Consider the following 22,562-nt stretch of genomic DNA (forward strand, 5'->3'; position numbering starts at 1 on the left):
AAACTGATGGTTTTTCTCTTATTTAGACTTTTCTAGTCGATTCTCGTTCTTTTAATTTCGTCTTAATCACGATTGTTTCATATTCTGAAACCGTTCCTTCCGGTTCTTCTAATCTTTCGATTAATCTTTTAGCCGCTACTTCTCCAATTTCAACTCCATGTTGGCTTACAGTTGTCAAACTTGGCGATAAACGTCTAGAAGCTAAAATTCCGTCAGCAAAACCAATGATTGAAATATCTTCTGGAACTCTGTATCCTTTTTTCAAACTTACTCTTAATGCCGCAACCGAATCATTTTCATCCAAAGCAAAAATTCCGTCGATTTTATGATCAAAAATTCCTTCGATCTTAGCTTTCATATCCTCTTCCGAATCAGTACGAAGAATAATTTTTTCGTTTATCGGAATATTATTGTCTTTTAGTGCTTTTAAATATCCTTCTGTTCTTAGTTTTCCGACACTAATATTATCTACAGAAGAGATTAGAGCAATATTTTTACAACCCAAATTAATCAAATGCTGCGTGGAGTTGATAGCCGAATCATAATCGTCTACAACTACTTTGTCACAATCTACTTCATCAGCAATACGATCAAACATTACGATTGGGGTTCCATCATTTATAATTTCAGAAAAATGATTGTAATCTTGAAGTTTTTGAGCTTCTTGCGAAACAGACAAAATAAATCCGTCGATGGTTCCATTGCTCAGCATTTCTAATGTATGAACTTCTTTCTCTAAAGATTCATTAGAGATACACGTAATTACATTGTATCCTTTTTTATCGGCAACTTTTTCGATACCACTAAAAACTTTCGCAAAGAAAGAGTTCAATATATTAGGTATAATTACTCCAATCGTTTTGGTTTTACGATTCTTTAAATTCAGACCAATAACATTTGGCTTATAATTTTTGAGTTTTGCATACTCCTTAATCTTCACCTTCGTTTGCTCACTAATTTCTGGACTGTCATTCAACGCTTTAGATACAGTCGAAACAGAAACACCAAGTTCTTTCGCAATTTGTTTTAGAGTTGCTTTAGCTTTCATCCAATTGAATTTTATGTAATTAATACAAATATAGTAGAATTACCGAAAATAAAACAAAAAGAAGCTATTAGTATTTAAAAATCTCAGTCATTTCGAAATAATAAATAAATAAACCCATTTTCTAAAACCGCCCTTACAAAAATTTCGTTAATACTTAAATACCAAATAACTAGAGACCAACTGTTGTTAACTATTAAAAAACTTAATTATGAAAAACGAAGTTAAAATTCATGAAGTTGATCCCTCACTGAATAGCAGAAGAAGCTTTCTTAAGCTCAGTGGATTAACATTAGCGACAACAGGTCTGGTTTTGGCCGGATGTAGCGACAATGACAATAATGATGATATGGAAGACACCTCTCTTCCTGGGATACGAAATGGCGTCTTCGATTTAGGTTCTGGAGATTTCGGCGTTCTTACCTATGCCTATGCTTTAGAACAATTAGAAGCCGATTTTTATACAAAAGTTGTAAATGCAAGTAGTTTTAATACCGTATTCAGTACTGTTGAACGTCAAGTGTTAACAGATTTATATCATCACGAAGTTATTCATAGAGATTTTTTTAAAGCCGCTTTAACCGGAGCACTTCCAAATCCGAGCTCTCAATTACTTCCTTCTTTAGCTTTTAATTACGGTTCTTTAAATTTCAACAGCCGTACAGAAGTTTTAGCTACAGCAAAAGCATTAGAAGATACAGGCGTTGCTGCTTATAATGGAGCAGGCAAATTAATTAAAACTGCAGACTATTTATTGTTAGCAGGAAAAATTGTATCAGTAGAAGCGCGTCATGCTTCTGCCATTAGAAGCTTGATTAATCCGAATTCTAAAGATTTTGCCGGAGATGATATTGTAAATATGTCAACAGGTTTAGACGATGCAAAAGATCCGTCTAAAATCCTGCCGATTGCCGCCAATTTTATTACCACAAAATTTACTGCTAAATACTTGCCTTAATCCTAACCAGCTAAAAATCAGAAATTATGAACATCTTAAAATTTATAGAATCCTTTACGGATGACAACTTAATGAATAGTACTGGTTCTAGAAGAGACAGTTTTTCACAGTTTGGGAACATTGGAAAAAATTTAGCCTTAGCATCTATCCCTTTCGGATTATCGGCACTGGCGAATAAAGCATTAGCAAAAGACATTACAGCAACGCCTGCTACTCCAATTGGAGCTTTACAATTTGCACTGACGTTAGAATATCTTGAAAATGAATTTTATGCCATGGCATTAGATTCTGGCGTAATTCCGGCCTCTGAAAATGGCGGACGTGATTTAAAAGTATTTCAACAAATCGCTGCACACGAATCTGATCATGTAAAATTTTTAATTGCGGGATTAGGCGGAACTTCCAGCGCCAATTTTGTTCCAAAACCCACTTTTGACTTTACAGTAGGAGGCGCTTTTGACCCTTTTCACGATTACCCGACTTTTTTAGCTTTGGCTCAAGCCTTTGAAGATACAGGAGTAAGAGCCTATAAAGGACAGGCTGCAAATCTAATTACTACTCCAGATTTATTAACAGCTGCTCTTCAGATTCATTCGGTTGAAGCTCGACATGCTTCTGAAGTAAGAAGACTTAGAGGTTTAAAAGGATGGATTTCCAATGCCGAAAGAGGTGCTGGAATGCCCGCCGCAACACAAGCAGTATATGATGGCGAAGGCGTAACGATGCAGGCTGGATTTAATACTGCAACGGCATTTGGAGCGGCAGCAGGCTCAGAAGCTTATGACGAACCACTTACAACACAGCAAGTAGTTGACATAGCCAATATTTTTATTGTATAATAATTATTTTTCCAAATATTTAACCGTCTTTACTTTATTGTACAGACGGTTTTTTTATTCCCTAATTAATTCAAAAACTGAATGCCTGATTTTCAGCCAATAAAATATTCTTTCAGGTATTTGGTTTTAAAATAATTAATTGTACTTTTGCATCCCCTTTATTGGGGATGGAATGTTTAATTAAAATAATATTATGGACGCATTAAGCTACAAAACAGTTTCGGCAAACAAAAGCACTGTAACTAAAGAGTGGATTGTTGTTGACGCTGAAGGTCATAACTTAGGACGTCTTGCTTCAAAGGTCGCTATGATCTTAAGAGGTAAGTACAAACCAAGTTACACACCGCACGTTGACTGTGGAGATAACGTAATTGTTATCAACTCAGAAAAAATTAACCTTACAGGTACAAAAATGAATGACAAAATTTACATGCGTCATACAGGTTACCCAGGAGGACAAAGAACTTTAACTGCTAAAGTATTGCAAGCTAAAAATCCAGCTGCATTAGTAGAAAAAGCTGTAAAAGGTATGTTGCCTAAAAACAAATTAGGAGCAGAACTTTTTAGAAATCTAAATGTTGTTGTAGGATCTGAGCACAAACACGGAGCTCAAAAACCTAGAACTGTTAACCTAAATGATCTTAAGTAATGGGAGTTATTCACAAAATCGGTAGAAGAAAAACCGCTGTTGCACGTGTATACGTTTCTGAAGGAACTGGAAACATCACTGTAAACAAAAAAGAATTCGCAACTTACTTTCCAACTGCAACTTTACAATACAAAGTTTTACAACCGCTTTCTATGACAGAAAACGCTGGTAACTTTGATGTAAAAGTAAACGTTTACGGAGGTGGTACAACTGGTCAGGCAGAAGCTGTAAGAATGGCATTAGCACGCGTAATGTGTGAAGTTAACGCTGAAAACAGAGCTATCCTTAAACCAGAAGGTTTGTTAACAAGAGACCCAAGAATGGTTGAACGTAAGAAATTCGGTCAGAAGAAAGCTCGTAAGAGATTCCAGTTCTCTAAACGTTAATATTACCTGTCTTGTTCAGATGGGACAAGACATTATCAATTATTTATTGAAATTAAAAAACACAGTTATTGTTGCTCTCCTATCGAGGTAGGATATAGTTTAGCATCTAAATGTATAAAGCCAGAGAAATCGCCATTTATACATTGCTAATCAACAGAACGTAAACTAGTACAAAAATGGCAAACAAAATAGAAGTAAAAGAATTACTAGAAGCAGGTGTTCACTTCGGACACATGACTAGAAAATGGGATCCAAACATGGCTCCTTACATTTATATGGAGCGTAATGGTATTCACATTATCAATCTATATAAAACTGCAGCTAAAATTGAAGAAGCTAACGAAGCTTTGAAAAAAATCGCTGCATCAGGTAGAAAAATCTTATTCGTAGCTACCAAAAAACAAGCAAAAGACATCGTTGCTGATAAAGCAAAAGCTGCAAACATGCCTTACATCACTGAAAGATGGCCAGGTGGAATGCTAACTAACTTCGTAACTATCAGAAAGGCAGTTAAAAAAATGTCTTCTATCGATAAAATGAAGAAAGATGGTACTTTCATGACGTTATCTAAAAAAGAGCGTTTGCAAGTTGATCGTCTACGTGCTAAATTAGAGAAAAACTTAGGTTCAATCGCTGACATGTCTAGACTACCAGCTGCATTGTTCGTAGTAGATATCAAAGCTGAACACATCGCAATAAAAGAAGCTCAAAAATTAAACATTCCAGTTTTCGCAATGGTTGATACGAATTCTGACCCAAGAGAGGTTGATTACGTGATTCCTGCAAATGATGATGCTTCTAAATCAATTGACAAAATTTTATCTTTAGTAACTACTGCTGTAATCGAAGGTCTTTCTGACAGAGGTGCAGAGAAAGAAGTTGAAGTTGCTGAGGAAGAAGCTCCTGCTGTTGAAGCTGAAGCTCCTGCAACTGAAGAATAAATCAAATTTTAAATTCCAAATTTTAAATTCCAAAATCCAACCAGAATTAAAAACGTTATGTTGATAATTTATTAAAATTGGAGTTTGGGATTTAAAAGCTGGAATTTTTTACTTTTAAACACATTAAAACTTAAAATATTATGGCAACAATTACTGCTGCAGACGTAAATAAATTAAGACAATCTACAGGTGCCGGAATGATGGACTGTAAAAAAGCTTTAGTTGAAGCTGAAGGAGATTTCGACAAAGCTATACAAATCCTTAGAGAAAAAGGACAAAAAGTTGCTGCTAATCGTTCTGACCGTGAGTCTTCTGAAGGAGCTGCTGTTTCTTTTATCAATGCAGACAACACTAAAGGAGCTATCATCACTTTAAACTGCGAAACTGACTTCGTAGGTAAAAATGAAGCTTTCGTAACTTTAGCTAAAGATTTAGTTGAAAGAGCTATTAACTTCTCTTCTAAAGAAGAATTCTTAGCTTCTGATTTCAACGGAATTACTGTTGCTGAAAAATTAATCGAGCAAACAGGTGTTATTGGTGAAAAAATCGAAATCGGTGGTTTCGAAATTTTAGAAGGTGCTTTCGTTGGATCTTATGTTCACGTTAACAAAATTGCTGCTTTAACAGCTATTTCTTCTCCAATCGCTAATGCTGAGACTTTAACAAAAGACGTTTCTATGCAAGTTGCTTCTATGGGAGCTGACACATTATCTTACAAAGATTTTGATCCTGCTTTTGTTGAATCTGAACTTGCTGCTCGTATTGCTGTAATTGAAAAAGACAATGAAGAAGCAAAACGTTTAGGAAAAACTTTAAAAAATGTTCCTAAATACATCTCTTTCTCTCAATTAACTCCTGAAGTTTTAAAACAAGCTGAAGAAGATGCTAAAGCTGAATTAAAAGCTGAAGGTAAACCAGAGCAAATTTGGGACAAAATTATTCCTGGAAAAGTACAGCGTTTCATTTCTGACAACACTACTTTAGACCAAGAAAAAGCTTTACTTGATCAAAACTTCATCAAAGATGACAGTAAAAAAGTTGGTGACTACGTAAAAGGATTCAACGTTGAAATCACAGGTTTCAAAAGAGTTACTTTAGGTTAATATATTATTTTTTCAATATAAAAAGCCCGAATATTTATTTATTCGGGCTTTTTTATTTGGTAATGCAGACGCACAAAGCACGCCTGCATTCCATTATTTATTTTTTAGTTCCAACAACCGGAAAGTTTCTTGCTCGCATTAAAGCATCAGATTTAGGAGCTCTTCCTCTGAAGTTTTCGTATGCTTTTTCCTGATCAATTGTATTTCCTACACTGAAAACACTTTCATATAGACGTTTTGCCACCGCTTTATCATAAGCACCTTTTCCTTCTGTAAAAGCTTCCCAAGCATCAGCATTTATTACATCTGCCCATAAATAACTGTAATATCCTGCAGAATATCCATCACCTGAAAAGATATGTCCAAACTGTGGAATTCTGTGTCTCATTACAATTTCTGAAGGCATATGAAGCGCATCTAAAGTTTCTTTTTCGAATTTCTTTGGATCTATTTTTTCTGTTGCCAAATGTAGCTTCATATCAACCAATGAACTTGAAATGGTCTCAACAGTCGAAAATCCTTCTCCAAAAGTTCCAGCTCTCTCAATTCTATCTACTAAAGACTTTGGAAGCGGTTCTCCGGTTTTATAATGCAATGCAAATTTGTTTAATACTTCTGGAGTCGCCAACCAATGCTCCAATAATTGAGACGGGAACTCAACATAATCACGAGCTACTGAAGTTCCTGCTAAGCTCGGATAAGTAACATTTGAACATAAACCATGAAGTGCATGTCCGAATTCGTGGAATAATGTAGAAGCATCTTCCCAAGAAATCAAGATTGGCTCATTTGCCGCTCCTTTAATAAAGTTACAATTGTTAGACACAATAGTAAGCACTTCTCCATCCATTCTCTGCTGATTGCGATAAGCATTCATCCAGGCGCCAGAACGTTTTCCTGCACGAGCATACGGGTCAAAATACCAAAGTCCAACAGCTTTTCCTGTCAATTTATTACTTACTTCCCAAACACGCACATCTGGGTGGTAAACTGGCACATTGGTAACTTGTTTGAAACTTAAATTAAACAACTCACCTGCTACCCAAAACATTCCTTCACGAAGGTTTTCTAACTGCAAATAAGGCTTAACTTCGTTCTGATCTAAATCGTATTTTGCTTTTCTAACTTTTTCCGCATAAAAACGATAATCCCAAGGCTGAATTTTAAATTTCCCTCCTTCTGCATCTACTATTTTCTGCATTTCAGCTACGTCTTCGTGTACTTTTTCAACTGCAGGCTCCCACACAGAAAGCATTAGATCTAAAGTTTTCTGCGGATCTTTTGCCATTTTGTTTGACAAACTCCAATTTGCAAATGTTGGAAAACCTAACAATTTCGCTTTTTGAGTTCTTAATTCTAAAATAGAAACTGCTGTAGAATTGTTGTCGTTTGCATTTCCGTTATCACCTCTTTTTACGAAGATATCAAAAGCTTTTTCTCTTAAATCTCTACGTGTCGAGAAAGTTAAAAATGGCTCAATTGACGAACGTGTATTAGCAATACATCCTAAAACATTCAATTTTCTTGTTTTAGCTTCTGCCATAGCAGCTTTTTTCACCTCATCAGGAAGACCGTCAAAATCGCTTTCTTTTTCTAAAGCCACGTACTGGTTCTGCTCTTCTGCCAATAAATTCTGGCTGAAACGAGTATAAAGTGACGCTAGTTCTTTATTGATTGCTGCTACTTTCGCTTTATCAGCTTCATTTAATTTCGCTCCCTGACGAACAAAATTAGTGTAGTACAACCAGATCAAACGTTGTTGTTCGCTGGTTAGTTTTTTGCTTTCTTTTGAATTGTAAAGTGTTTCTATTCTTGTAAAAAGCTTTTTGTTTTGATTGATTTTGTCGCTAAATTCAGAAAATTTTGGTGACATTTCTCTATCAATAGCACTAAATTCAGGACTGCTTAAATTAGACCTGTAGATTCCGTACACAGTAGAAATCCTGTCGATTGTTTTTCCTGAACGCTCCATTGCGGCAATTGTATTGTCAAAAGTCGGTGCTTTCGGATTGTTTGCGATAGCATCAACTTCGCTGAGTTTTTCCTGAATTGCGAATTCAAGTGCCGGTTTAAAATCTGCGACCTTATATTCATTAAAAGCCGGAACACCGCCATAAGGTCCTGTCCAGGGTTTTAGTAAAGGATTGTTTGAATTGGTCTGTGCCTCTGCACTCAGAAAGGTTGTACCCATGAGAAAAAATGTTAGTATTCTTTTCATTACTCTAAATTTGATTATATAAACTTGTTATGTTTCAAAAATAACGAAAATCAACCGCAAAGAAGAAATTTTAACTTTTATGTTAGCACAAGAGTTCCTTTTAATAGAAATAAGCATTTTTTAAGTCAACAGAAAAAGATTAATTTTGGAATATCATTTATAAAATTAAAATGTTTAAAACCAAAAAAGAAATCGTATTTGTTGTACTTGCTGGTATATTTATAACAAATGCCGTTGTGGCAGAACTTATAGGAGGAAAATTAATTCAGATTGGTCCATTTGTAATGAGTATCGGAATTCTGCCTTGGCCAATCGTATTTTTAACTACTGATTTAATTAATGAGTATTTTGGAGAAAAAGGTGTCAAAAAACTTTCTTTTATAACGGCTTGTTTAATTGCCTATGCATTTCTTATACTTTTTATGGCCATTGCAATTCCAGCCGCGAAAGGCATTAGTCCTGTAAACGATGATCAATTTGAAGCCGTTTTTGGACAGAGTATGTGGATTATTTTTGGAAGCGTAATCGCCTTTATGGTCTCGCAACTCATTGACGTCTGGATATTCTGGTTTTTTAAGAAACGTACTGGTGAGAAAAAAATATGGCTCAGAGCTACTGGGTCTACAGTCATTTCGCAGTTATTCGACTCGTTTATTGTTCTCGGAATTGCCTTTTGGCTTCCCGGAAAAATCGATTTTAAAACCTACATTACCTCCGGACTAACAGGTTATATTTTTAAACTTACGCTTGCCATCGTGTTGACACCGTTAATTTATGTCGGACATCATTTGATTAAAGAATATCTTGAAAAAGATAATCACCCAAAAAGCGAAGAACATTTACAAGAATGAAAAATTACAAAATATACTTTTTAGGAATCATAGCGAGCTGTTTTATAAGTTGTTCAAAAAATGCTAAAAAGCAATTATTAGAAGTCACGGACAAGATTTCTGATCAAATAGAAAATATTTCAGAAAGCACTGTTGAAACCGTAAAAGAATATAAAAACTCAATTGTAGACAAAATCACCAAAACGGAAGTTGCTACTGAAAACAAAGAAACTGTAAATGATAGCATTGCGGTGGAAAAAATAGAAAACGAAAAGTTTTTAGGAATAACCTATTTCAAGAAATTTATATCGGATTGTAAAACTGGAGAAACCCTAACACAAAAGGAGCTTATTGAAAATCATAACATTCCAGCTGACGGAATAAAGTTGATCAAAAGCATTACCAAAACAGCTGAAGATGAAATTGAAATCAAATGGAAATCGACTTGGCTGGTAGAAAAAATTTCGGATGCAAAATTTACTGATGCCAAAATAAAATTCAAATTCGAAGCCAATAAAATGTACACCTCCGGACAAGCCATCGGAATTAAATACAAAAAGAAAATCTACACCGATCTAATCATAATTGGAACAAAAGCTTATATACCGAGCGTAAAAGGTTATCACTGGAAAATTGGAAAATGATGGAAGACAAAGTAAGATGCAGTTGGTGTAATGCCAGCGATTTGTACAAAAGATATCATGATGAAGAATGGGGCGTTCCGGTTTATGACGACCCAACTTTATTCGAGTTTTTAATTCTCGAAACCTTCCAAGCTGGTTTAAGCTGGATTACGATTTTGAATAAGAGAGAGAACTTCAGAGCAGCTTTTGATTATTTTGATTATAAAAAAGTAGCGGATTACTCCGAAGAAAAAATCGAAGAATTAATGCAGAATACTGGAATTATTCGAAATAAATTAAAAATTAAAGCCGCAGTTACAAACGCTCAGGCTTTTATGAAAGTTCAAGAAGAATTTGGCACTTTCTCTGATTATATCTGGAAATATACAGACGGAAAACCCATCATAAACAACCTAAAGACTTCAAAAGAAGCTCCAGCCACTACTCCCCTTTCAGATGAAGATCAGCAAAGATTTAAAGAAAAGAGGCTTTAAATTTGTCGGTTCAACCGTAATTTACGCACACATGCAAGCAACCGGAATGGTCAATGATCACGCCGAAGATTGCTGGACTAGAAATCAGTAATTCAGTGTTCAGTCAACAGTTTTTAGTGTTCAGTTTACAACTTGAAACCTGAAACTTGAAACTTTTTTAAACTCTCAAACAAAATTTTCATTACATTTGCTTCACACTTTAGGGGTGTCTGCAACATGCAGGCTGAGATTTTACCCTCTGAACCTGATCTAGTTCATACTAGCGTAGGGAAAAGTAAGATGACTTCTTAGCGCATTTTTATGCGCAATTGTAGCCATTCCTATTGTGTATCTGTACACTAAACTCAAAAAGGAATGGAACTAAAAATCAATCAACAAACCAAACAATTCAATGCTGAATCGCTAAGCGTTCAATCATTGCTCGATCTCGAAATTCCGCATAAACAAAACGGAATCGCCATTGCTGTCAACAATACCGTTGTTCCAAAAACCAAATGGAACGAATTCTTCGTTCAAGAAACCGACGAAATTTTAATTATTTCTGCTACTCAGGGAGGTTAATTTTTGAAATTCCAATTCAAAAAAACCAAATTCCAATTATATACTGGACGTAGACGCACTGCAGTGCATCTATACAGAAAAACGTTTTAAAAACAATCAGAATCAACTTGAAACTTTAAACTTCAAACCTGAAACAAAAAACACTATGACTACAGAAGAACAAATATCCAGAACCCCATTTCCAAATTCTAAAAAGGTTTATATCGATGGAGAAATACATCCGATAAAAGTGGCCATGCGCGAAATTTCTTTGAGCGACACCAAACTTTCAAATGGTGGCATTGAGAAAAATCCACCCGTAACCGTTTATGATACTTCTGGGCCTTACACTGATCCAAATATCGAAATTGATATCAGAAAAGGATTACCACGCTTACGCGAAAGTTGGATTCTAGACCGAAATGATGTTGAAATTTTAGACGAAATCACTTCAGATTACGGTCAAAGCCGCTTAAAAGATGAAACGCTAAATCATTTACGTTTCGAATATTTACATCAACCAAAACGCGCTAAAAAAGGTGCCAATGTAACACAACTATATTACGCCAAACAAGGCATTATCACTCCAGAAATGGAATACATCGCGATTCGTGAAAACCAGCGAATTGAACTTTTAAATGAGCAAACTAAAGCAATGCAGTGTCAGCACAGCGGAAACAGCTTTGGCGCGAATACTCCAAAAAACAAAATTACACCAGAATTTGTTCGTTCTGAAGTCGCTTGCGGAAGAGCGATTATCCCGAACAACATTAACCATCCAGAAAGTGAACCGATGATTGTAGGACGTAATTTTCTTGTAAAAATCAATGCAAACATCGGAAACAGCGCAGTAACTTCGAGCATTGAAGAAGAAGTTGAAAAAGCCGTTTGGGCCTGCCGCTGGGGAGCTGACACGATTATGGATTTGTCAACAGGAAAAAATATTCACGAAACCAGAGAATGGATTATTAGAAATTCTCCAGTTCCAATTGGAACTGTTCCTATTTATCAAGCTTTAGAAAAAGTAAAAGGAATTGCCGAAGACCTAACTTGGGAAATTTTTCGAGATACATTGATAGAGCAGGCAGAACAAGGTGTTTCATACTTTACAATTCATGCCGGAGTCTTACTTCGTTACATTCATCTAACTGCCAATCGTGTTACGGGAATCGTTTCACGAGGCGGATCGATTATGGCAAAATGGTGTTTATTTCATCATAAAGAAAATTTCTTGTACACGCATTTTGAGGAAATCTGCGAAATCATGAAACAATACGACGTTGCTTTTTCTCTTGGAGACGGTTTGCGTCCAGGCTCGATTGCCGATGCGAATGACGCTGCGCAGTTTGCCGAATTAGAAACTTTGGGAGAATTGACCAAAATTGCTTGGAAACACGACGTTCAGGTTTTTATTGAAGGCCCTGGACACGTTCCGATGCACATGATCAAAGAAAATATGGACAAGCAATTAGAACATTGTCATGAAGCTCCGTTTTACACATTAGGCCCTTTAACGACTGATATTGCACCGGGGTACGACCATATAACTTCAGCAATTGGCGCCGCCATGATTGGTTGGTATGGCTGTGCGATGTTATGTTATGTAACACCAAAAGAACACTTGGGTTTACCGAATAAAAAAGACGTAAAAGATGGTGTAATCACCTATAAGATTTCTGCTCATGCGGCTGATTTGGCAAAAGGTCATCCGGGAGCGCAATATCGTGACAATGCTTTAAGCAAAGCCCGTTTTGAATTCCGTTGGGAAGACCAGTTTAACTTGGCTTTAGATCCAGATACGGCGAGAGAATTCCATGATGAAACACTTCCTGCCGATGGTGCAAAAGTGGCCCATTTCTGTTCGATGTGCGGGCCAAAATTCTGCTCTATGAAAATATCTCAAGAAATCAGAGATGTCGCCGCTGCAGAAAAAGGAATGCAAGAGAAATCAGAGGAATTTATTGAACAAGGGAAAGAGATTTATATTTAGAGTTTTTAGAAAATAGAGAAAAGAATATAGAAAAAAGATATGATTGTAATTTCTAATCCTTTTAATGTTGTAAACGAAATTGAAACAGTTCATTCTTTACTAGCAGAAGGATTGCCCTTATTTCATATCAGAAAACCGGATTTTTCAAAATTAGAACTGGCGCAGTTTATTCATCAAATAAAATTGGAATTCAGGACTAATCTGGTTTTGCACAATCATCATGATTTGGCGGAAGATTTTGGTATTCAAAGATTTCATTTCTCTGAAAAAGAAAGAAAAAATGACCATGAACATCCTGCAAAGTTTTCAAAACTTTGTAGAGATAAAAACGAATCTAAATCAACATCAACACATTCAATTGAAGATTTTAATTCCCTAAAAAAAGATTTTGATTATGCCTTTCTAAGCCCTGTTTTTAAAAGTATTTCTAAAGAAAATCATCATCCTGAAAAAGATCTTTTCGAAGAAATGAAATTACGAACAAACCAACTGACAAAAGTGGTCGCTTTAGGCGGAATCGATTCCGACAACGTTCAGAAAGTCTTGGAAAAAGGTTTTGACGATGTGGCGCTTTTGGGAAGTATTTGGAAAAATGAAAATCCATTAAAACAATTTAAATTATGTCAGAAGAACGTCCTTTCGTACTCACAATCGCTGGTTTAGATTCTTCGGGAGGTGCTGGAATTTTGGCGGATATCAAAACATTTGAACAGCACAAAGTAACTGGTTTTGCTATTTCGACAGCAAATACCATTCAGACCGAAAATCAGTTTTATGAAATTCAGTGGACGGATTTGAGCTTTGTTATTCGTTCTATTGAAACCTTGTTTTTGAATTATAAAATCTGTGCGGTAAAAATTGGAATTGTATCTTCTGTATACGATTTAAGCCGAATTGTTTCAACCATAAAACTGCTTTCTCCTTCAACGAAAATTATCTGGGATCCCGTTTTAAAATCGACAACAAAGTTTGAATTTATGGAAGTTCAAAATCATTTTGATTTAAATAAAACGCTCTCAAAAATCGATTTGATTACGCCAAATTATCATGAAGCCGAAATATTGTTTCCTGATTTTAATTCTAAGGAAAATGAGTTTTCAACGAACATTTTGTTGAAAGGCGGACATAACGAAAAAGCTTTGGGGACAGATCGTTTATTTCTAAAAAATGAAATTTTAGAATTGTTTCCGTCAAACCAAAAATGTTCTGAAAAACATGGTTCGGGCTGTGTTCTTTCGTCTGCAATTGCTTCCAATTTAGCTTTGAATCAAACGATAAAAGAGGCCTGCAAAAATGCTAAAATCTATATCGAAAATTACCTGAGTTCAACATCAACTTTAATCGGATATCACTATGTCTAGCAAACTTCAATATATCTCGCAGGGCGAAACCATCGAAAAACAATTGCATAACATTCATCAAGCACTTGACGCTGGCTGTAATTGGGTGCAAATGCGTTTTAAAGACCAAACGCAAAAAGACACTTTTGCTTTAGCGGAAGCGGTAAAACCTTTATGCGAAAAATATGCCGCCAATTTTATTGTAAACGACGATTTACATCTGGCCAAAGAGATAGATGCCGATGGCGTTCATTTAGGTTTAACCGATACCAAAATCGACGAAGCAAGAGCTTTTTTAGGAACTTCAAAAATAATTGGAGGAACTGCTAATACTTTTGAAGACATTGAGAATCATGTCAAAAATGGCTGTGATTATATTGGTTTAGGGCCTTTTCGCTTTACTGCTACAAAAGAAAAACTTAGTCCGATTTTAGGATTATCTGGTTATTTTGATATTCTTCAAAAACTGAAAAAAAATAAAATTGAGATTCCAGTTTATGCTATTGGCGGTATTACATTGCGAGATGTGAGTCCGTTAATGGAAACTGGAATCTTTGGAATTGCCGTTTCCGGAATTATTACCGAAAGCGATGAAAAAGAAAAATTGATTCAACAATTAAACGAAAAACTATATGCAGACCTCATTGTTCAAAATAGGAGATAAAGCTCTTAAATCTCGTTTGTTTTTAGGAACCGGAAAATTTGGTTCAAATGAAGAAATGGAGCAAGCAATTTTAGCCTCAGAAAGCGAATTGGTTACTGTTGCATTGAAACGAATTGATTTTGAAACAGATACTGATGCCATTTTATCGCATTTAAAACATCCGAATATTAATTTATTACCCAATACTTCTGGCGCAAGAAATGCTAAAGAAGCTGTTTTTGCTTCGCAGTTAGCTCGTGAAGCATTAGAAACCAATTGGGTAAAACTGGAAATACATCCTGATCCAAAATATTTAATGCCTGATCCTGTTGAAACATTAAAAGCAACTGAAGAATTGGCGAAGCTTGGTTTTATTGTGCTTCCGTACATTCATGCCGATCCCGTTTTATGCAAACATTTAGAAAATGCCGGAACTTCTGCTGTAATGCCTTTGGGTTCGCCAATTGGAAGTAACAAAGGCTTAAAAACTATTGATTTCTTAGAAATAATAATTGAACAAAGTACCGTTCCTGTTATTGTCGACGCTGGAATTGGCGCTCCGTCCGACGCCGCAAAAGCAATGGAGATTGGTGCTGATGCTGTTTTGGTGAATACTGCAATTGCCGTTGCAGGAAACCCAAGTTTAATGGCAGAGGCTTTTAAGGAGGCTGTTATTGCAGGAAGAAAAGCTTTTGAAGCTCGAATTGCTAATCAGCAAAACTTTGCTTCGGCTTCTAGTCCTTTGACTGCTTTTCTTTATGAGTGATTTTTTTTTTTCACGCAGATTTGGCAGATTTAAGCAGATTAAATACGATTTTATTTCTCTTAAATCTGTAAAACATGAAATAAAAAAGAAAGAAAATTCTTTAATTTGTTTTTTTTTAAATTAAAGAATTATGACTGAAAATGAAATATCATATTTGATAAGAGGAGCAATTTTTAAAGTGTATAACAATTTAGGTCCAGGTTTATTTGAATCTGTTTATGAGAGTGCTTTGTTTTACGAATTAGAAAAATTGGAATTAAAAATTCAAAAACAAGTTGAAGTTATAATTCCTTATGAAGAAATAACTTTAGATCCTGCTTTTAGGATTGATATTTTAGTTGAAGACAAAGTAATAATTGAACTAAAATCAGTAGACGATTTAGCTGCAATTCATTATAAACAACTAGCTACTTATTTAAGATTAACAAACAAAAAATTAGGACTGTTAGTAAATTTCAATACTACAAATATTCTTAATGACATTAAAAGAATAGCAAATAAATTTTAACGACAGATTAAAAATTAAATCATTTTTAATCAGCTTAAATCTGCCAAATCTGCGTGAAATCAAAATAAAATGAAAACATTCAAATCTATCTTTGAGCAATACAATTGGGATGAAATTCAATCCAGAATATACCAAACTACATCAAAAGATGTCGAACGGACTTTGGCTAAAACCAAATACAATCTCGATGATTTTTTGGTTTTGATTTCTCCGATTGCACAAAATTTTTTAGAGCAAATGGCACAGAAATGCCATGAAATCACCAAGAAACGTTTTGGAAAAACCATTCAAATGTATGCACCGCTTTATTTAAGCAACGAATGCCAAAACATTTGCACCTATTGCGGATTCAGTCTCGACAATAAAATCAAAAGAAAAACGCTCTCTGATGCCGAAATAAAACTCGAAGTCGAGGCATTAAAAAACACAGGCTTCAATCATGTTTTATTGGTAACTGGCGAGGCAAATTATACGGTAAACATCAATTATTTTCTGAATGCAATCAACTTAATCAAAAAAGATTTTTCGATAATTTCTGTTGAAGTACAGCCTCTTTCTACAGAAGATTATGAACGTTTGCATAATGCTGGAGTTTATTCTGTTTTAGTTTATCAGGAAACCTATCATCAGGAAGTTTATAAAAAGTATCATACAAAAGGCAAAAAATCCAATTTTGATTACCGACTGGAAACTCCCGACCGAATAGGAACTGCAGGAATTCATAAAATTGGTTTAGGCGTTTTATTAGGTTTGGAAGATTGGCGGACAGACAGCTTTTTCAATGCCTTGCATTTAGATTATTTACAGAAGAAATACTGGCAGACCAAATATTCGGTTTCTTTTCCGCGTCTTCGCCCAGCTGAAGGCATTATCGAACCAAATTTTATTATGGACGATAAAGATTTGACACAATTAATTTGTGCTTATAGATTGTGGAATGAAGATTTGGAAATTTCGATTTCAACGCGTGAAAATGAAAAATTCAGAAACCATATAATACCAATTGGCGTTACGAGCATGAGTGCTGGTTCTAAAACAAATCCAGGCGGTTATGTGGTCGATCCGCAATCTTTGGAGCAATTCGAAATCAGCGATGAACGTTCGGCAGAAGAAATTTCAAAAATCATAAAAAATGCAGGTTATGAACCTGTTTGGAAAGATTGGGACAAGAGTTTTATTTCGGAGTTTAGAGTTTAGATTTCAGATTTTTTATCTGCTAATCATTCAATCTAAAATTATAAATTCCAATCTCGAATCCTCAGGATAAATTCCAAATTCCAACATCAATCTAAAATCTAAAATCGAAAGTGAGCATTATACAAGAATTCCTTCGTTACAACAGACAAACGATTCTCCCTGAAATTGGAGACGAAGGTCAAGAAAAACTAAAAAAAGCACGTGTTTTGGTAATTGGAGCTGGCGGTTTAGGTTGTCCGGTTTTACAATATATTGCAACCGCTGGAGTTGGTTTTATCGGAATTATGGATTTTGATACTGTTGAGATTCATAATCTACATCGACAGATTTTGTATACCGAAAACGAAATTGGGCAACATAAAGCAATTGTTGCTCAAAAAGCAGTTTCAAAATTAAATCCATTAATCGAAGCTGTTTCAATCAATGAGAAACTAACGACTGAAAATGCTTCAAAAATTATAGCGCAATATGACGTAATTGTCGATGGTTCTGATAATTTCTCGACGCGTTATTTGGTGAATGACACTTGCGTTGAGCTGAAAAAGCCGTTGATTTATGGAAGTATTTTAAAATTTGAAGGGCAAGTTGCTGTTTTCAATCATAACGGAAATAAAAATCTTCGCGATTTATTTCCAGAAATGCCTAATCCAAAAGATGTTCCGAATTGTAATCTGAATGGCGTTTTAGGAACATTGCCTGGAATTATCGGCAACATGATGGCGCATGAAACACTCAAATTGATTCTCGAACTTCCAACTCTAAATAATGAATTGATACTTTTTAATACTCTAAATTGGAGTTTTACGAAGCTGCATTTTTAAGTAAGAAATCTTTTAAAAAATAAAAAATTTGGTATAACTAATTTGAATTTAATTTGTTATTATTGCTTAAAATTTATTCTAAGGGCATCAAATTATATTCTTAAATGATTAAAAAATTACAATACCTTTCATCCTTATTTTTTTTAGTCTTTTTTACTGGTACCGCTCAAAGTACGAAACAAAAATCATACATCTCAGAAAAAAAAGATGCCTATGAGATCATGGTAAAGAATAATCAACTATCAATTATTCTTTCTTCAGCTGAAAGTAAATGGATAGGAGACAAAACTGACAAATCTGTATCAGGAAACACTATCAATTATATAGAATCTTTTGAAAAGGTTTTCGACATTAACGCTTACAGCATCTCACCAGACAACAAAAAACAAAAAGTTGGGTTTATTGGAACTGAAAATAGAGAAATTGGAAATATTTTTGTTCATGACATGAAATTCAAATATTACAATTTTTTAAATCTTGAAGAAGGATCGCTGACCTATTCTTTCTATAAAAAAGAATTTAAAAAACCTCAATTTTTAGAAAGTTACTATTTTAAAGACCATCTGGAATGCAAATCGTCTAAAATTGTTTTGAAAGTATCAAAGGATGTTGAAATTGGATACATCATTCAGGGAAATACGAGCAATGAAAATATCGAATTTAAAAAAGATACTGAAGGTGATTTTACCATTTACACATGGTTAATGTTAAATACCGCAAAAGAAGAAAAAGAAAAAGATTCTCCTGCATTTTCATACTATAGCCCACACTTGATTTTTTACATCAAAAGCTTTAAAAATGACTCTGGGATTCAAAACGTTGTTGGAAACATCAATAATCTTTATCGTTTTTATTCTGAGACAATTAAAGACATAAACAAACAAGATCAGACGCAGGTCAAGGAAAAAACCAATGAGTTAATTAGTGGCCTAACAACCGATTATGATAAAACTAAAGCTATTTTTGATTACGTTCAAAGCAAAATAAATTACGTTGCTTTTGAAGACGGAATGGGTGGCTTTATTCCTCGTGAAGCGGCATCTGTGCTACAAAAAAAATATGGCGATTGTAAAGACATGGCTAATTTGTTAAATGAAATGTTGCATTATGCAGGCGTAGAATCGAATATTGCTTGGATAGGAACGCGTCATAACAATTATACTTACGAAAATGTCCCAAGCCCAATTGTTGACAATCACATGATTGCAGTTGCCAGAATTAACAACAAAGATGTCTTTCTTGACGCAACTGGCAGCTATTCTTTGTTTCCAAACGTAACTCCATTTCTTCAAGGAAAGCAAGCTTTGGTTAGAGTTGATAATGAAAAATATAAAATCATTCCGGTTCCTGTTATACCTTCTGATCAGAACAAAATAAATGGCAAATTTAAAATCAAACTTGGTTCAGATTTACTAATTGGACAGACAAATTTGGACTTAAATGGATTTTTAAAAACGGAATTCATGGGTAATTACAAAACCAGCTCTGATCAAAATGAAATGCTTAGAGATTATTTTGCCCATTTTATCCAGAACATTAAAACTTCTAATGTCACTGTCAAAAATGATGACTTATCTCAAAATCCGCTCGAAATTCAATATCAATTTGAGTTAGATAAATGGATTAAAAAAACGGATAATCAATTGCTTTTCAAGCCAATTTTATTTTTCCCTTATTCGGATGCAAGAATTAATATCGAAAAACGAAAAACTCCTGTCGAAAATAACTTTAAAAAATCATATGCTTTTGAATATGAATTTACTATTCCCGAAGGATATACGGTAGATTATTTGCCTGAGAATTTTAATTTCGGCAATAATCTATTAACAGCAAATATAACGTATAAAAAAGGCAACAATTCGATTATTATTAGTCAAACAATGGCAATAAACACCTTACTAATTGAGAAAACCGATTTTGAAACTTGGAACACTGCTGTAAAAAACATAACAAAACAATACAATCAAAATATTATTCTTCTTAAAAAATGAAAAAGCTAATTTTACTAATTACCCTTTTACTGGCACAAGTTTCATTCTCTCAGGAAGAAGAAGTAAAACATTACAAATGGGACGAAATTCCTAAATTTCAAGAAATCCCTGCTGAGTTTGCAAGTTATCCAGCAGTTGTTTTAAAAGATTATCGCCTTTATGAAAATAAAGTCGGAAGCTACGCCTACAGCGCATTTATTGTAAGACATCAGGCTATAAAAATAGTATCTGAAACTGGAATCAACGAGTATAACAAGGTTAGTATAAACAATCGCTATGTAAGAGATTACAGAGATTTGAAAGTTCGCGTAATCAAACCCGACGGTAAAATTGAGGAACTTCCAAAAGAAAAAATCATAGAAAAACAAGGCACTAGCGAAAAGCAGTTTGTTTTTGAAGGTGTTGAAAAAGGTGATATTATTGAATATTATTATGTTATTAAAGATTTTCCAGAATTTAGTGGTGTCGATTACTTCCAAAGAGATATTCCTGTTCTGAATGCTAAATTTCAAATCAATAAAATCAGTCAGGCACAAACTTACACAGCCGCTTATAATGGAATGAAGAAGGAAAGCTTCGGCAAAATTACCATTTACACTGCATCAAATCTGCCTGCCTATAAATTTGAAAAAAACGCCGCAAACCTAGCAAATCTCGCAAAGGTTTATTACTTTCTAAATACGTCAAAAGCGTATGATTATATTAGCTATTATAACTCTCTTTACAATTTTGCTGATGGCGTAAGTGCCAAATCAATGATTAGAGGTTTTGTAGAAGATCATAAATTAAATGACCCTGCTCTATCAACCGATGAAAAAATAAAATTCATAGATATATTTCTAAAAGAAAACATAGAGATTGACAAACAATATGTTTATAAAAAAGCGCTGGAAACCAAAAAAATGACTAGAGCTATGGTGCTGTATTTTTATAAAGATGTTTTAGATTATCTTAAAATAAAATATCAGTTTGTGGCTTCAACCGATAAATTTGACGACAAATTTGATAGAGAAAATGTAGTTCCAGATGCATTATCAGAAATTTTGATTTACATTCCTGAAACAAAAAAATATCTATCTCCTTTTCAATTCTGGATGCCTTATGGCCAACCAAATGCACTTTCGGTAAACAATGATGCTGTCTATTTTGATCAGGAACCTAAACAGCAGGTCACTTACGAATTCAAAAAAATCGAGAACGTCTTAATGGAAGATAATGTTGTAAAAACAGCAAGCGACATTACAATAGATGATGATATGGAAACCGTTTCGGTAAGCAAGAAAAGTACATATGCTGGTTATCTAGCTACCTATTTTAGACATGTGGTAAAGTATATTTCTCAAGAAAAAATAAATGATTTTGTAAAGAATAATACATTTAGCGATATAGATGTTGAAGTTCTAAATTACAATTTTGAAAATAAGGAATACAAGTATAATTATGACTTAGAAAAACCTTTTACAATTAACGATGAAGTAAAAGTAAAAGAATCTTGGATTGAAAATGCTGGAAAAAACAACTTGATTACGATTGGAAAAGTTTTGGGAAAACAAATAAGCCTACATCAAGAAACCGACAGAGTAAATCCTATTGTATTGTCTTATCCAAATAAAAAAATCAATTCTATTACTCTAAAAATTCCCGCAGGATATACCGTTAAAAATGTTTCTAATTTAGTTTTTAACAAAGAAATTAAAAACGACAGCAATGAGACAATCGGTTCATTTAAATCAAGTGCAAAAATTGACGGAAATACTGTAAAGATAGAGGTCGAAGAACTTTATAATTTCACTTATTTGGAAAAAGAAAAGTACAAGGAATACAGAGATATGATCAACGCTTTGCATGATTTTAATAATAGCACACTTCTTTTGACTAAAGTAAATTAAAACACAACCTCATCACCAACACTAATAATTCCCGAATTCAGACTAACGATATTAGTTCCGAACAAAACAGAATTATTTACATCTCGATATTTGCTCAACGTTTTTAGAGGCTCTTTTTTTACAATTCCTTTCTGCGGATCGTTATTCACCATGATGCATCTACCGCAAGGCTTTATATTTTTAAACTGAACTTCTCCAATTGTAAAAGTCTTAAAATCATCTTCTTCATGAGCATTTTTCGTGCTTACAACAATATTAGGACGAAATCTTTTGATGGTGATTTTTTCTTCTAATTTTTCATTTAAAAAATCAAGGCTTTGGGTTCCAATCAACAAATACGGATAACCGTCTGCGAGACTTACATTATAGATTTCATTGGTTCGCGAACTTTCATGTTTTCTATCGCCACTTTTTATAATCTTTACCAGCCTGCATTCAAAACCTAATTTATCGCTAAACCATTTTGAAGAAGTTTTACTGACTTCGAAAACTTCACTTTTATCCTCCCAAACATTTGACTTTATTGGATTTTCTAAAAATTCGTCCATCGAGAACTCATGATTTTCACTCTCAAAAGCAATTTTAATTTTGCCATCTGAAATCTGCGGATAAAACTGACTCATTATCGGGTATTCCCTTTGGGTCACATGAACATTTTCCGAATTAATCAGCATCCATCTTCTGTCATTTTCGAACCCCATTTCTTCAGTCTTGGCTTGGTTCAGACTAATTCCAGCAAGACTTTTTATAGGATAAATATAGATTTCTGTTACCTGATAAACTTCACTCAT

22 protein-coding genes, 1 pseudogene and 1 riboswitch are annotated in these 22,562 nt (G+C 34.3%); of the genes and pseudogenes, 20 read left to right on the forward strand and 3 right to left on the reverse strand.

Annotated features, from left to right (window positions below; translation table 11 throughout):
• Window positions 1-22: 22 nt before the first annotated feature.
• The gene (locus tag ACFFLS_RS14610) at window positions 23-1,048 is read right to left on the reverse strand and encodes a LacI family DNA-binding transcriptional regulator (protein WP_091493493.1); all 1,026 of its coding nucleotides are present in this window, start codon (window positions 1,046-1,048) and stop codon (window positions 23-25) included.
• A 208-nt stretch (window positions 1,049-1,256) separates the two neighbouring features.
• On the opposite strand from ACFFLS_RS14610, the gene ACFFLS_RS14615 reads away from it, so the two are divergent.
• The 6 genes from ACFFLS_RS14615 (at window position 1,257) to tsf (ending at window position 5,921) form a co-directional block, all read left to right on the forward strand.
• Window positions 1,257-2,003 (forward strand): ferritin-like domain-containing protein, encoded by a 747-nt coding sequence (locus ACFFLS_RS14615; protein ID WP_379689481.1) that lies wholly within the window; start codon window positions 1,257-1,259, stop codon window positions 2,001-2,003.
• A 26-nt stretch (window positions 2,004-2,029) separates the two neighbouring features.
• Entirely contained in the window at window positions 2,030-2,842 is an 813-nt protein-coding gene (locus ACFFLS_RS14620) for a ferritin-like domain-containing protein (protein ID WP_379689483.1), read from the forward strand.
• A gap of 193 nt (window positions 2,843-3,035) precedes the next feature.
• The gene (gene rplM / locus ACFFLS_RS14625) at window positions 3,036-3,491 is read left to right on the forward strand and encodes a 50S ribosomal protein L13 (RefSeq protein ID WP_379684753.1); all 456 of its coding nucleotides are present in this window, start codon (window positions 3,036-3,038) and stop codon (window positions 3,489-3,491) included.
• Window positions 3,491-3,877 carry a 30S ribosomal protein S9 gene (gene rpsI / locus ACFFLS_RS14630; protein ID WP_026728618.1) on the forward strand — a complete coding sequence of 129 codons (387 nt, stop codon included), beginning with the start codon at window positions 3,491-3,493 and terminating at the stop codon, window positions 3,875-3,877. The genes rplM and rpsI overlap by 1 nt, the downstream gene beginning before the upstream one ends.
• Window positions 3,878-4,053: 176 nt before the next feature.
• Window positions 4,054-4,818, forward strand: a complete 765-nt coding sequence (gene rpsB / locus ACFFLS_RS14635) for a 30S ribosomal protein S2 (protein WP_379684752.1) — start codon at window positions 4,054-4,056, stop codon at window positions 4,816-4,818.
• 140 nt (window positions 4,819-4,958) lie between these two features.
• Window positions 4,959-5,921 (forward strand): translation elongation factor Ts, encoded by a 963-nt coding sequence (tsf, locus tag ACFFLS_RS14640; RefSeq protein WP_379684751.1) that lies wholly within the window; start codon window positions 4,959-4,961, stop codon window positions 5,919-5,921.
• A gap of 97 nt (window positions 5,922-6,018) precedes the next feature.
• On the opposite strand, the gene ACFFLS_RS14645 is transcribed toward tsf, so the two are convergent.
• A complete protein-coding gene (locus ACFFLS_RS14645) occupies window positions 6,019-8,139 on the reverse strand; it encodes a M3 family metallopeptidase (RefSeq protein ID WP_379684750.1) in 2,121 nt (706 codons plus the stop codon).
• Window positions 8,140-8,309: 170 nt separating this feature from the next.
• On the opposite strand from ACFFLS_RS14645, the gene ACFFLS_RS14650 reads away from it, so the two are divergent.
• The 14 genes and pseudogenes from ACFFLS_RS14650 to ACFFLS_RS14715 all read left to right on the forward strand — a co-directional run bounded on the left by ACFFLS_RS14650 (window position 8,310) and on the right by ACFFLS_RS14715 (window position 21,771).
• Window positions 8,310-8,990 (forward strand): queuosine precursor transporter, encoded by a 681-nt coding sequence (locus ACFFLS_RS14650; protein ID WP_379684749.1) that lies wholly within the window; start codon window positions 8,310-8,312, stop codon window positions 8,988-8,990.
• Window positions 8,987-9,613 carry a hypothetical protein gene (locus ACFFLS_RS14655; RefSeq protein WP_379684748.1) on the forward strand — a complete coding sequence of 209 codons (627 nt, stop codon included), beginning with the start codon at window positions 8,987-8,989 and terminating at the stop codon, window positions 9,611-9,613. The genes ACFFLS_RS14650 and ACFFLS_RS14655 overlap by 4 nt, the downstream gene beginning before the upstream one ends.
• A pseudogene (locus tag ACFFLS_RS14660) lies at window positions 9,613-10,177 on the forward strand (DNA-3-methyladenine glycosylase I). Before ACFFLS_RS14655 ends, ACFFLS_RS14660 begins: the two are co-directional and overlap by 1 nt.
• A gap of 100 nt (window positions 10,178-10,277) precedes the next feature.
• A riboswitch (TPP riboswitch) is annotated at window positions 10,278-10,374 on the forward strand.
• 66 nt (window positions 10,375-10,440) lie between these two features.
• Entirely contained in the window at window positions 10,441-10,647 is a 207-nt protein-coding gene (gene thiS, locus ACFFLS_RS14665) for a sulfur carrier protein ThiS (RefSeq protein WP_379684747.1), read from the forward strand.
• Between the two features lie 145 nt (window positions 10,648-10,792).
• Entirely contained in the window at window positions 10,793-12,616 is a 1,824-nt protein-coding gene (thiC, locus tag ACFFLS_RS14670; RefSeq protein ID WP_379684746.1) for a phosphomethylpyrimidine synthase ThiC, read from the forward strand.
• Window positions 12,617-12,655: 39 nt separating this feature from the next.
• Window positions 12,656-13,279: a thiamine phosphate synthase gene (locus ACFFLS_RS14675; RefSeq protein ID WP_379684745.1), complete on the forward strand. Its 624-nt coding sequence runs from the start codon at window positions 12,656-12,658 to the stop codon at window positions 13,277-13,279.
• Window positions 13,237-13,977: a hydroxymethylpyrimidine/phosphomethylpyrimidine kinase gene (locus tag ACFFLS_RS14680; protein WP_379684744.1), complete on the forward strand. Its 741-nt coding sequence runs from the start codon at window positions 13,237-13,239 to the stop codon at window positions 13,975-13,977. The genes ACFFLS_RS14675 and ACFFLS_RS14680 overlap by 43 nt, the downstream gene beginning before the upstream one ends.
• Complete coding sequence (locus ACFFLS_RS14685) at window positions 13,970-14,620, forward strand: thiamine phosphate synthase (RefSeq protein ID WP_379684743.1); 651 nt, start codon at window positions 13,970-13,972, stop codon at window positions 14,618-14,620. The genes ACFFLS_RS14680 and ACFFLS_RS14685 overlap by 8 nt, the downstream gene beginning before the upstream one ends.
• Window positions 14,589-15,365 carry a thiazole synthase gene (locus ACFFLS_RS14690; protein ID WP_379684742.1) on the forward strand — a complete coding sequence of 259 codons (777 nt, stop codon included), beginning with the start codon at window positions 14,589-14,591 and terminating at the stop codon, window positions 15,363-15,365. The genes ACFFLS_RS14685 and ACFFLS_RS14690 overlap by 32 nt, the downstream gene beginning before the upstream one ends.
• A 130-nt stretch (window positions 15,366-15,495) precedes the next feature.
• A complete protein-coding gene (locus ACFFLS_RS14695) occupies window positions 15,496-15,873 on the forward strand; it encodes a GxxExxY protein (protein WP_379684741.1) in 378 nt (125 codons plus the stop codon).
• A gap of 69 nt (window positions 15,874-15,942) precedes the next feature.
• Window positions 15,943-17,070, forward strand: a complete 1,128-nt coding sequence (gene thiH, locus ACFFLS_RS14700; protein WP_379684740.1) for a 2-iminoacetate synthase ThiH — start codon at window positions 15,943-15,945, stop codon at window positions 17,068-17,070.
• A gap of 110 nt (window positions 17,071-17,180) precedes the next feature.
• The gene (locus ACFFLS_RS14705) at window positions 17,181-17,891 is read left to right on the forward strand and encodes a HesA/MoeB/ThiF family protein (RefSeq protein ID WP_379684739.1); all 711 of its coding nucleotides are present in this window, start codon (window positions 17,181-17,183) and stop codon (window positions 17,889-17,891) included.
• A gap of 104 nt (window positions 17,892-17,995) precedes the next feature.
• The gene (locus ACFFLS_RS14710) at window positions 17,996-19,882 is read left to right on the forward strand and encodes a DUF3858 domain-containing protein (protein ID WP_379689485.1); all 1,887 of its coding nucleotides are present in this window, start codon (window positions 17,996-17,998) and stop codon (window positions 19,880-19,882) included.
• Entirely contained in the window at window positions 19,879-21,771 is a 1,893-nt protein-coding gene (locus ACFFLS_RS14715) for a DUF3857 domain-containing protein (protein ID WP_379689487.1), read from the forward strand. Before ACFFLS_RS14710 ends, ACFFLS_RS14715 begins: the two co-directional genes overlap by 4 nt.
• On the opposite strand, the gene ACFFLS_RS14720 is transcribed toward ACFFLS_RS14715, so the two are convergent.
• Entirely contained in the window at window positions 21,768-22,562 is a 795-nt protein-coding gene (locus tag ACFFLS_RS14720; RefSeq protein ID WP_379689489.1) for an MOSC domain-containing protein, read from the reverse strand. The genes ACFFLS_RS14715 and ACFFLS_RS14720 overlap by 4 nt on opposite strands.

The sequence above is a fragment of the Flavobacterium procerum genome (assembly GCF_042431625.1).
Taxonomy (GTDB): Bacteria; Bacteroidota; Bacteroidia; order Flavobacteriales; family Flavobacteriaceae; genus Flavobacterium; species Flavobacterium procerum.